Annotated in this window: 11 protein-coding genes; 1 reads left to right on the top strand and 10 read right to left on the bottom strand. The window is 50.1% G+C overall.

Annotated features, from left to right (window positions below):
- Positions 1-38: 38 nt before the first annotated feature.
- From roxA to rluE, 8 genes are all read right to left on the bottom strand, one after another.
- On the bottom strand, positions 39-1,160 hold the full coding sequence (gene roxA / locus G434_RS00295; RefSeq protein WP_001306875.1) for a [50S ribosomal protein L16]-arginine 3-hydroxylase: 1,122 nt from the start codon (positions 1,158-1,160) through the stop codon (positions 39-41).
- 75 nt (positions 1,161-1,235) lie between these two features.
- Positions 1,236-2,696 (bottom strand): two-component system sensor histidine kinase PhoQ, encoded by a 1,461-nt coding sequence (phoQ, locus tag G434_RS00290; protein ID WP_000735421.1) that lies wholly within the window; start codon positions 2,694-2,696, stop codon positions 1,236-1,238.
- Positions 2,696-3,367: a two-component system response regulator PhoP gene (phoP, locus tag G434_RS00285; RefSeq protein ID WP_001265481.1), complete on the bottom strand. Its 672-nt coding sequence runs from the start codon at positions 3,365-3,367 to the stop codon at positions 2,696-2,698. Before phoP ends, phoQ begins: the two co-directional genes overlap by 1 nt.
- A gap of 168 nt (positions 3,368-3,535) precedes the next feature.
- Entirely contained in the window at positions 3,536-4,906 is a 1,371-nt protein-coding gene (purB, locus tag G434_RS00280) for an adenylosuccinate lyase (RefSeq protein WP_000423742.1), read from the bottom strand.
- 3 nt (positions 4,907-4,909) lie between these two features.
- Positions 4,910-5,551: a high frequency lysogenization protein HflD gene (gene hflD, locus G434_RS00275; protein WP_001297479.1), complete on the bottom strand. Its 642-nt coding sequence runs from the start codon at positions 5,549-5,551 to the stop codon at positions 4,910-4,912.
- Positions 5,552-5,586: 35 nt separating this feature from the next.
- On the bottom strand, positions 5,587-6,693 hold the full coding sequence (mnmA, locus tag G434_RS00270; RefSeq protein WP_001295972.1) for a tRNA 2-thiouridine(34) synthase MnmA: 1,107 nt from the start codon (positions 6,691-6,693) through the stop codon (positions 5,587-5,589).
- A 53-nt stretch (positions 6,694-6,746) separates the two neighbouring features.
- The gene (gene nudJ, locus G434_RS00265; protein ID WP_000476103.1) at positions 6,747-7,208 is read right to left on the bottom strand and encodes a phosphatase NudJ; all 462 of its coding nucleotides are present in this window, start codon (positions 7,206-7,208) and stop codon (positions 6,747-6,749) included.
- 9 nt (positions 7,209-7,217) lie between these two features.
- Positions 7,218-7,871 carry a 23S rRNA pseudouridine(2457) synthase RluE gene (rluE, locus tag G434_RS00260; RefSeq protein ID WP_001248673.1) on the bottom strand — a complete coding sequence of 218 codons (654 nt, stop codon included), beginning with the start codon at positions 7,869-7,871 and terminating at the stop codon, positions 7,218-7,220.
- 171 nt (positions 7,872-8,042) lie between these two features.
- On the opposite strand from rluE, the gene icd reads away from it, so the two are divergent.
- Positions 8,043-9,293: an NADP-dependent isocitrate dehydrogenase gene (gene icd / locus G434_RS00255; protein WP_000444487.1), complete on the top strand. Its 1,251-nt coding sequence runs from the start codon at positions 8,043-8,045 to the stop codon at positions 9,291-9,293.
- 113 nt (positions 9,294-9,406) lie between these two features.
- On the opposite strand, the gene G434_RS00250 is transcribed toward icd, so the two are convergent.
- The gene (locus tag G434_RS00250; protein WP_000741344.1) at positions 9,407-10,549 is read right to left on the bottom strand and encodes a site-specific integrase; all 1,143 of its coding nucleotides are present in this window, start codon (positions 10,547-10,549) and stop codon (positions 9,407-9,409) included.
- The gene (locus G434_RS00245; protein ID WP_000088653.1) at positions 10,539-10,775 is read right to left on the bottom strand and encodes an excisionase; all 237 of its coding nucleotides are present in this window, start codon (positions 10,773-10,775) and stop codon (positions 10,539-10,541) included. The genes G434_RS00250 and G434_RS00245 overlap by 11 nt, the downstream gene beginning before the upstream one ends.
- Positions 10,776-11,026: the final 251 nt, after the last annotated feature.

Raw genomic sequence — 11,026 nt, forward strand, 5'->3', positions numbered from 1 at the left:
ATGCGGCATGTGATGCCGCATCCGGCTTAAATCCAAACTTACCCTTCGAAGAACCAATACCCGCTATTGACCAGCGCCGCGAGCATCGCGAGGAATGACGGATCTTCCAGCGCATCGCCAAAATTCTCCGCAGTCAGCGCAATGTTGCTGGCGAGTGCATCCAGTGCCGGACGGTGCGGGGAATCGATCTTCTCACCATTGGTATACACGTCGTCGCCAATGCGCAATACGCGCAGACCACCCAGACGCACCAGCACTTCACCTTGTTTCAGCGCATCGTAGATTTCATCCGGCTGATAAGGCGGCTCTGGCGGCGCGATATCCAGTTCATGGCGTGACTGGGATATAAACTCGCCAAACCATTGCTTAAAGTGTTCCGGCTGGTTGATCAATTCGAGCATCATCTCACGCAGTTTATCCATCTCTTGCGGCAGAACATCCGCAGGATGAGCGCGAGGTGAAACATCAGGATCGCTGTAGTAGTTGCCGCCCAGTTCACGTTGCAGCACATAATCGGCAAATCCGCTAATCAGTTCCCGCGTATTTGGTGCGCGAAAACCGACGGAATAGTTCATCGCATTTTCCAGCGCGTAGCCTTCATGGGGGAATCCTGGCGGAATATAAAGAATATCGCCTGGCTCCAGTTCTTCATCAATGATGGCTTCGAACGGATCGACCTGTAACAGATCCGGATGTGGGCAGTGCTGTTTCATTTGCAGCTTTTCGCCCACTCGCCAGCGACGACGTCCGGTACCCTGAATGATAAACACGTCGTACTGATCGAGATGCGGGCCGACGCCGCCGCCAGGTACAGAAAAAGAGATCATCAGATCATCAATACGCCAGTCCGGTAGTTCACGGAACGGTCGCATCAGCGCGGCGGTCGGCTCATGCCAGTGATTCACTGCTTGCACTAACAATGACCAGTTAGTTTCACCGAGATGATCGTAGCTTTCGAACGGACCGTGGCTGACCTGCCATTTGCCATCCTGGTGACTGACCAGTCGACTGTCGACTTCGCTTTCCATCGCCAGACCCGCCAACTCGTCTGGAGAGATCGGGTCAATAAAATTATTAAAGCCGCGTTTTAACACCACCGGGCGTTTCTGCCAGTGACGTTCAAGAAAATCGGGCCAGTTAAGAGTGAGTTGGTATTCCATGTTAAGCATCCACAGGCTGGTATCTGCAACCGATTATAACGGATGCTTAACGTAATGCGTGAAGTATGGACATATTTATTCATCTTTCGGCGTAGAATGCTGGCGACCAAAAATCACCTCCATCCGCGCACCGCCAAGCATGCTCTCTCCGGCGACGATTTTACCCTCATATTGCTCGGTGATTTCGCGGGCTACCGCCAGCCCTACACCTTGCCCAGGGCGTAAAGTATCAACCCGTTGACCACGGTCGAAAATGACCTCTCGCTTGCTTAATGGAATACCGGGGCCATCATCCTCGACCACAATATAGAGATGCTCGTCTGTTTGCCTTGCAGATATTTCGACAAACTCGAGGCAATATTTACAGGCATTATCCAGCACGTTGCCCATCACCTCGACAAAATCGTTCTGCTCACCGACAAAGCTGATCTCTGGCGAAATATCGAGAGAGATATTGACCCCTTTGCGTTGATACACTTTGTTCAGCGCCGAGGTGAGATTGTCCAGCAGTGGGGCGACCGGATGCAGCTCGCGGCTGAGCAATGTCCCGCCGCGCATACTGGCACGATGCAGGTAGTAGCCAATTTGCTGTGAAATGCGGCTGATTTGCTCCAGCATTACCGGTTCAGCATCACTGACGCTCATCTTCTCACTACGCAGAGAACGCAGCGTACTTTGCAGCACCGCCAGTGGCGTTTTCAGACTATGGGTCAGGTCGGTGAGCGTTGTACGATATTTGTCGTAACGTTCGCGTTCACTTTTTAACAATCGGTTCAGGTTTCGTACCAGACTGGTCAGTTCTCGCGTTGTGGCTGGATTGAGCAATTCGCGGTTATGTTCTTCCAGTTCGCGGACTTCTTTTGCCAGGGCTTCGATGGGGCGTAAACTCCACCAGGCGGCGACCCACAGCAGCGGGATCACTAACAGCAGATTGGCTGAGAGCACATAGATAAACCAGCTCCAGACCATATAGGAACTTTTTAGCTCCACCGGAATGGTATCCACCACCACAATGGTTAACTTTGGCATCCGCGATGTTGCCGGGTAGACGTTTACCGCCACCGAGTGGGTCATCTCCGCGTCGTCATCATCTTCCCGCACTTCCTGCAACTGTTGCTGTATCGTATGATCTCCACTCAGCAAGAGGCTGGTATCGTTAACATCCGCTTCAATTTCATGAAAACCATTCGATTTCAGCCAGTCAGGCTGGATCATCTTCATCAGCCAGGGCACGTCACGTTGCGCCCATAAAAGCTGCCCGTTCTCATCATAAATTAGCGTCATGGTGGGGCTTTGCTTGTCGATATTTTCGGGTAACTCGACATGCAACTTATTGTTTTCCCACTTCGCAAGGGTATAGAACAGATTGCTCTCGCCACGTAACAGCCGAAACGTAGTTTTATCGAAACTGACGCTATAACCGATCAGCGCGACCATTCCGTAGGCAAGCGAAAGCACCAGTACTACCGCTGCCGTTGCCAACAGAAAACGTACCCGCAGCGAGAGCGGGAAAAAAAGACGTAGTAATTTTTTCATCAGCGCAATTCGAACAGATAGCCCTGGCCGCGAACGGTGGTAATCACTTCTTGCGGATATTGTGCCTGAATTTTTTTGCGCAGACGTCCCATCAGTACATCAATGGTATGGCTTTCCCGCAGCTCCGCATCCGGATAGAGTTGGAGCATTAACGAATCTTTGCTCACCACTTTGCCATTATTGCGTATCAACGTTTCCATAATGGTGTATTCGAACGCGGTCAGTTTGATCACTTCGTCATTAATAGATAATTCACGGCGAGAGAGATCAACCTGAAACGGGGGTAGCGAAATGACCTGTGAAGCCAGACCGCTATTACGCCGCATTAATGCCTGCATTCGCGCCATCACCTCTTCAATATGAAATGGTTTAGTCACGTAATCATCAGCGCCAGCACTTAATACTTCGACTTTGTCCTGCCAGCTTTCACGGGCGGTTAATACCAGAATCGGCAGTGAAACATCATTGCTACGCCAGCGGCGAATCAGTGACAGACCGTCCTCGTCTGGCAATCCCAGATCGACAATCGCAATATCCGGTAAATGTTCATTGAGATAATAATCGGCTTCTTTGGCATCTTCTGCGTCATCGACCTGATGACCAGCATCCTGAATCTGAACTTTAAGGTGGTGACGTAACAACGCATTGTCTTCAACAACCAGTACGCGCATTTTTATTTCTCCCTGTCTTAATTATTAAAATAGTGTAACGCGATTATGTGGTTATGGGGGTAAACATTAAATAAACCAGCGGGGGAGGGGAGGTAAAGTGAAAAAATAAAAAGCGGATAATCTTAATAAGCAGGCCGGACAGCATCGCTATCCGGCACTGATACGAGTTTATTTCAGTTCATCAACCATGGTGATGGCGCGACCAATGTAGTTAGCCGGCGTCATCGCTTTCAGGCGGGCTTTCTCTTCTTCTGGCAACGCCAGACCGTCGATAAACTGCTTCATGCCTTCGGCGTCAACGCGCTTGCCGCGAGTAAGCTCTTTCAACTTCTCGTACGGTTTTTCGATGCCATAGCGACGCATAACTGTCTGGATTGGCTCAGCCAGCACTTCCCAGTTGTGATCCAGCTCATCCAGCAGATGGTCACGGTTCACTTCCAGTTTGCTCACGCCTTTCAGGGTGGATTGATACGCAATCAGCGCATAACCGATACCCACGCCGAGGTTACGCAGCACGGTGGAGTCGGTCAGGTCACGCTGCCAGCGGGAAACCGGCAGTTTGCTTGCCAGATGCTGCAATACCGCGTTGGAAAGGCCCAGATTCCCTTCGGAGTTTTCGAAGTCGATCGGGTTAACTTTATGCGGCATGGTGGAAGAACCAATCTCACCAGCAATGGTTTTCTGTTTGAAGTGGTTAAGGGCGATATAACCCCAGACGTCACGGTCAAAGTCGATCAGAATGGTGTTGAAGCGCGCAACGCAATCAAACAGTTCGGCAATGTAGTCGTGCGGTTCGATCTGGGTAGTGTACGGGTTCCACTGAATACCCAGCGAGGTGACGAACTCTTCGCTGAACTGATGCCAGTCAACTTCCGGGTAAGCGGCGATGTGGGCGTTATAGTTACCGACCGCGCCGTTGATTTTGCCGAGGATCTCCACCTGATTAAGCTGGCGGTACTGGCGCTCCATACGGTAGGCGACGTTTGCCATCTCTTTACCGATGGTTGACGGCGTGGCGGGCTGACCGTGGGTACGAGACAGCAGCGGGATATCGCGGTACTGAACGGCGAGATCTTTAATGCCATCAATCAGTTGACGCCAGTACGGCAGGATCACTTCATCACGCGCGGTTTTCAGCATCAACGCGTGGGAGAGGTTATTGATATCTTCCGAAGTACAGGCAAAGTGGATGAATTCAGAAACCGCGTGCAGTTCCGGGATCTCCGCCACTTTTTCTTTCAGGAAATACTCAACCGCTTTAACGTCGTGGTTAGTGGTACGCTCGATGGTTTTGATGCGTGCTGCATCTTCTTCGCTGAAACTGGCGACAATTGCATCAAGGTAACCGATTGCGTCGGCAGCAAAAGCAGGAACTTCCTTGATCGCTGCGTGCGCGGCCAGTTTTTGCAGCCAACGTACTTCAACTTGTACACGGAATTTCAGCAAACCATATTCGCTGAAAATCCCGCGCAGCGCGCTGACTTTATCGCCGTAGCGTCCATCGACAGGGGAAACGGCGGTCAGTGAGGATAATTCCATAGATCACAACTCCGGGGTTAAATGAGCAAGAATTTGTTTTGCCTGAGTGGTCAGGCGATTACGAGAAAACATCAGTTGCAGACGTCCGCCGCCAACCTGGTGCCAGAGCACGGCGGCGCGAATGCCTGCCAGCAGGGTTGCGCGAACTTTCGCCTGCACTTGTGGGCTTTGCAGTACAGCAGGGGAACCGGTTACCTGAATGCGCGGGCCAAGCGGGCTAATCACATCAACATAGATAGCAGCCATCGCGCTCATCAGCGTTTCGGACTGTAAATCGAAGTGTTCGAGCTGGCGTTGCAGGCCGTTGATCCGGTTGCCCAGAGTGTCGAGCGCACCTTTCGCTGAGGAGAGTTTGCGCTCAAGCACCATCAGGCTGAGTGTGTAGCGGGTTAACTCAGCGTTTAAGCCCTGGCGACTGCTGGCATTGAGCACGCCGAGCAAGGTTTCCAGCCCGACGCGCAGGTTGGCTTCGCTACCGCCAAAAACCGCCAGCGTCGAGCTGGGGTTCATATCAATAATACTGTTGAGTGAGACGTGTAGCGCATCGGCATCACAATGCCCCTGGTGAGCGAGTTGTTGCACCAGGCGTGCCGACTGACAAATACCGGCCAGGGCGAGGGTGATGTCATAGTAATTCTTTGCCACGTTCACTGCTTCCTTGTTTTAAGTAAAGATAATAATCAGACCGGCAGCGGCAGACGCTGCTCAATAATACCGCCACCGAGGCACACTTCACCGTTATAGAAAACGGCAGACTGGCCCGGCGTCACGGCGGCAACCGGCTCATCGAAAATCACTTCAATGCGATCATCGTCCAGCGCCTTGACGGTGCACGGGATGTCGGTCTGGCGATAGCGGGTTTTTACTGTGCAACGCATAGTACCGGTGAACGGCTCGCGATCGACCCAGTGCAGCTGCTGGGCAATCAGACCGACAGACATCAGACGCGGGTGTTCATGGCCCTGCGCAACAATCAGAATGTTGTTTTCGACGTCTTTATCGACCACATACCACGGTTCTTCGGTGCCGTCTTTGGTGCCACCGATACCCAGACCTTTACGCTGACCGAGGGTGTGATACATCAGCCCCTGGTGCTCACCAATTTCATCGCCATCGACGGTAATGATTTTGCCCGGTTGCGCCGGGAGATAACGGCCCAGGAACTCGCGGAATTTACGCTCGCCAATGAAGCAAATGCCGGTAGAGTCTTTTTTCTTCGCGGTGACCAGACCGAGATCTTCAGCAATCTTACGCACTTGCGGTTTTTCCAGTTCGCCGACCGGGAACAGGCTTTGCGCAATCTGCTCATGGCTGAGCGTATAAAGGAAGTAGCTCTGGTCTTTATTGCTGTCCAGACCACGCAGCAGGCGGCTCTTGCCATCGACATCTGCCCGACGTACGTAATGACCGGTAGCGATATAATCGGCACCTAAATCTTCAGCGGCAAATTCGAGGAAGGCTTTAAATTTGATCTCTTTGTTGCACAGAATATCCGGATTCGGCGTGCGACCGGCTTTATATTCGGCAAGGAACAGTTCGAAGACGTTGTCCCAGTACTCGGCAGCAAAGTTAACGGTGTGCAGTTCAATGCCGAGCTTGTCGCAGACAGCCTGGGCATCAGCCAGATCCGCTGCCGCTGTGCAATATTCCTCACCGTCGTCTTCTTCCCAGTTCTTCATAAACAGGCCTTCGACCTGATATCCCTGTTGTTGCAACAGCCAGGCAGAAACGGAGGAATCGACACCGCCGGACATGCCGACGATTACTTTTTTTGCGGTTTCAGACATTGGATCACTCACGACATTGAACTTCAAGGCGGCGTATTCTATCACGCAGCCTTTTAGATGACACCCTTTGTAAAAGGCCAGTTAAAATCGCCAATCATCTCTAGCGGATAGCGTTGCCTGCTTTGATAACAACGAATACTTTCCGCCACCAGCGGCGAACGCAGATTTGACGCCTGTAAAATTTCTTCGGCGCTAACCCAACGGCAGCAGTCGATATCGCTGTCATGAGGCTGGGTCGGGCATATTTGCTCAAGCTCAATAGCAAACAGGAAACGCAAAAACGGCGTTTTATCTGGCGCAATCCACTGATGCATACGAATAAAGTGTTGCGGCTGCGCGCTGATGCCGGTTTCTTCCCACAGCTCACGGGCGGCGGCTTCCACTAAGGTTTCATTGGCTTCCAGATGCCCGGCAGGTTGGTTCCATAACGCTTTACCATTAATCGTCTCTTCAACGACTAAAAATTTGCCTTCTGCGTGCACCACGCAAGCAACGGTAACGTGCGGTTTAAACATTTTGCGTCCTTAATCTGTCGCTTCTCGCCATTCGCCGTTGGCAAGATTATCCAAAGAGTAATCACCCATCGCATAGCGAATCAGTCGCAGCGTGGGGAAACCAACATGGGCGGTCATGCGGCGCACCTGGCGATTACGTCCTTCATATAAGGTGATCTTCAGCCAGCTGGTGGGAATACTTTTGCGTTCACGAATTGGTGGATTCCGCGGCCATAACCACGCGGGTTCGTCAACCAGCTCTACGCCTGCGGGCAGGGTAGGGCCATCATTTAAGGTTACGCCATTGCGCAAGGCTTCAAGTGCGTCTTGTGTGGGAATACCTTCCACCTGCACATAATAGATTTTTCCGGTGCGTTTACCCGGCTGGGTTAAACGCGCCTGCAACGCGCCGTTATTGGTCAGCACCAGTAACCCTTCGCTATCGCGGTCAAGACGACCTGCTGCATAAACGCCCTGAACCGGGATGAATTCTTTTAATGTTTTGCGTCCGGCTTCATCGGTGAACTGCGGAAGAACATCGTAGGGTTTATTGAACAGGATCACGCGCGTGGGCTGGTTTTCAAGTTTACGCCTGGTAGAACGTTGCGAGCTGAATCGCTTAACCTGGTGATTTCTAAAAGAAGTTTTTTGCATGGTATTTTCAGAGATTATGAATTGCCGCATTATAGCCTAATAACGCGCATCTTTCATGACGGCAAACAATAGGGTAGTATTGACAAGCCAATTACAAATCATTAACAAAAAATTGCTCTAATGCATCCGTATCGCAGGACGCAAACGCATATGCAACGTGGTGGCAGACGAGCAAACCAGTAGCGCTCGAAGGAGAGGTGAATGGAAAGTAAAGTAGTTGTTCCGGCACAAGGCAAGAAGATCACCCTGCAAAACGGCAAACTCAACGTTCCTGAAAATCCGATTATCCCTTACATTGAAGGTGATGGAATCGGTGTAGATGTAACCCCAGCCATGCTGAAAGTGGTCGACGCTGCAGTCGAGAAAGCCTATAAAGGCGAGCGTAAAATCTCCTGGATGGAAATTTACACCGGTGAAAAATCCACACAGGTTTACGGTCAGGATGTCTGGCTGCCTGCTGAAACCCTTGATCTGATTCGTGAATATCGCGTTGCCATTAAAGGCCCTCTGACCACTCCGGTTGGTGGCGGTATTCGTTCTCTGAACGTTGCCCTGCGCCAGGAACTGGATCTCTACATCTGCCTGCGTCCGGTACGTTACTATCAGGGCACCCCAAGCCCGGTTAAACACCCTGAACTGACCGATATGGTTATCTTCCGTGAAAACTCGGAAGACATTTATGCGGGTATCGAATGGAAAGCAGACTCTGCCGACGCTGAGAAAGTGATTAAATTCCTGCGTGAAGAGATGGGCGTGAAGAAAATTCGCTTCCCGGAACATTGCGGCATCGGTATTAAGCCGTGTTCTGAAGAAGGTACCAAACGTCTGGTTCGTGCAGCGATCGAATACGCAATTGCTAACGATCGTGACTCTGTGACCCTGGTGCACAAAGGCAACATCATGAAGTTCACCGAAGGCGCGTTTAAAGACTGGGGCTACCAGCTGGCGCGTGAAGAGTTTGGCGGTGAACTGATCGACGGCGGCCCGTGGCTGAAAGTTAAAAACCCGAATACCGGCAAAGAGATCGTCATTAAAGATGTGATTGCTGATGCATTCCTGCAACAGATCCTGCTGCGTCCGGCTGAATATGATGTTATCGCCTGTATGAACCTGAACGGTGACTACATTTCTGACGCTCTGGCTGCACAGGTCGGCGGTATCGGTATCGCCCCAGGCGCAAACATCGGTGACGAATGCGCCCTGTTTGAAGCCACCCACGGTACTGCGCCGAAATATGCCGGTCAGGACAAAGTAAACCCAGGCTCTATTATTCTCTCCGCTGAGATGATGTTACGCCATATGGGCTGGACTGAAGCCGCAGACCTGATTGTTAAAGGTATGGAAGGCGCAATCAACGCCAAGACTGTAACCTATGACTTCGAACGTCTGATGGAGGGCGCTAAATTGCTGAAATGTAGCGAGTTTGGCGACGCGATCATCAAGAACATGTAATCACTACATGTGTTAAATATTTAAACGGGCGTGTTATACGCCCGTTGTTTTATGATGATGTAAAATCTTCCCCAAAACTTTCCCCAAAACCCTTCCCCAAAACTGGCTATTTTCTATGCTGTTTTGATATCTACGATAACCCAGTCTTTACCACGATCATCATTGTATCGGTCGGTCATTTTTCTGGATTTATGGCCTAACAACTTTTGCGTATCCAGACCCTGTTCCCGATATAACCGTTCTGACAGAGATCGCTGCTCATGAAATGTGGGCGCAGTTCCTTGCTCCCATTTTATGCCACATTTTTCCCTGGCCTTTTTAAAAGCCGTTGTCAGAGTATTTGCAGAAACCTGGTCTCCTCTGTTTGCTTGAGAGGTAGTGTGACGGTAATGGACCAGATATTTACTAACAACAGCATCCCTGCACTGAGATATAACTTCACGAAGGGTAATATTCAGAGCATCGCATTTCAGGTTAAGCGGAATAGCAAGTTTTGAACCGGTTTTTTCCTGAGTAATGTGCAACATGTCGTCCCAGATATCAGAGAATTTCAAATTGCAGATATCACCTAAACGTTGTCCAGTAACAAGAGCAAGTAGCATGCCGCATTTTAAATAGGGCTGCCGTCTGCTTACGCTTTCAAATATTGCCTGCCATTCGGGCAGTGACAATCTTTGGCGGTTTACTCGATTTCGCGGTTGTTTTGTTGCCTGCGCTGGGTTAAATCCTGGCGGAACATGTCCTGCGTGTTGTGCTTCTTTGAAGACGTCGATCAACACCATTCTCACGACTTGCGCCATCCTGTTATGACCTTCAGCCTTTACAGCATCAATTATTTCGGCAATATCAAGTGCGGTAATATCCTTGAGGTGTTGCATTCCACAATGCTCACGGAAAAGACGAATGGGTTTGCCTTTTTGCCGATAGGAGTTGGGTCTTAGTTCATTATGTTGCAGCCTGTCCTCCTGGATAGAAATATATTTATCAAGCCATTCTGTCACCGTAATTTCTGAGCGCCTGCCTTTCATTCTTTCCAGACGCTCATTGACGCTTAATATTTGTCGGGTACGTTGTTCAGCAATAATGGTATTTGCTTCAGTAGCAACTTGTTTTGCTTCATTCTCATCAGTTCCTAAGCTATGAAAACGACCGGATAGTGGATGTTTGTATTGCCAATATACCTTTCCGGTTCGCTTATCTAATTTGCAATATAAATTGGGTATAGAGATTTTGTGAGATCGGGGTCTAGCAGCCATCAGCGATTATCCGTTGGAGTTTTGGGTTTGCGTTTATTGGGAGTTGCGGTTCTGCAAGCGTTCCTACAAAACGGGAATTTCGGTCAATCATCCAGTAGCGACCAACTTTTATAGCGGGTGGGGCCATCATTTTCCCTTGCGCGTATTTTTTCAGAACTCGCTCACTTGGTGCTAAGTCCCCAAATTCTTCTTTAGCCCAGTCCTGTAAAGTGATTAGTCGAGACATTTGTCCTCCTCTTAGCTGCTGAGGGAGTTTGTGACCGATATATCTGACATGATATTAAGCTCATGGCAGGTACATCTCTTGACTGGTCATAGAGATAAATTTAATGCTGAGAAATGCAGTATTGAATTTATCAATTTTTCTATTTCCTGCGTATGGCACGTAACTTCTTAATGTGTTCTGCCGTTTCGATCTCTTCTGCTATCCGATCTGCATCAGCTTTATTCACAGGTTCAAAGTCATGATTAAAGCGG

The organism is Escherichia sp. KTE172 (genome assembly GCF_000408845.1).
Classification (GTDB): domain Bacteria; phylum Pseudomonadota; class Gammaproteobacteria; order Enterobacterales; family Enterobacteriaceae; genus Escherichia; species Escherichia coli.

Coding starts and splice junctions, on each gene's coding strand:
- roxA (WP_001306875.1), bottom strand. CDS start 1,160: ATGGAATACCAACTCACTCTTAACTGGCCCGATTTTCTTGAACGTCAC.
- phoQ (WP_000735421.1), bottom strand. CDS start 2,696: ATGAAAAAATTACTACGTCTTTTTTTCCCGCTCTCGCTGCGGGTACGT.
- phoP (WP_001265481.1), bottom strand. CDS start 3,367: ATGCGCGTACTGGTTGTTGAAGACAATGCGTTGTTACGTCACCACCTT.
- purB (WP_000423742.1), bottom strand. CDS start 4,906: ATGGAATTATCCTCACTGACCGCCGTTTCCCCTGTCGATGGACGCTAC.
- mnmA (WP_001295972.1), bottom strand. CDS start 6,693: ATGTCTGAAACCGCAAAAAAAGTAATCGTCGGCATGTCCGGCGGTGTC.
- nudJ (WP_000476103.1), bottom strand. CDS start 7,208: ATGTTTAAACCGCACGTTACCGTTGCTTGCGTGGTGCACGCAGAAGGC.
- rluE (WP_001248673.1), bottom strand. CDS start 7,871: ATGCGGCAATTCATAATCTCTGAAAATACCATGCAAAAAACTTCTTTT.
- icd (WP_000444487.1), top strand. CDS start 8,043: ATGGAAAGTAAAGTAGTTGTTCCGGCACAAGGCAAGAAGATCACCCTG.
- G434_RS00250 (WP_000741344.1), bottom strand. CDS start 10,549: ATGGCTGCTAGACCCCGATCTCACAAAATCTCTATACCCAATTTATAT.
- G434_RS00245 (WP_000088653.1), bottom strand. CDS start 10,775: ATGTCTCGACTAATCACTTTACAGGACTGGGCTAAAGAAGAATTTGGG.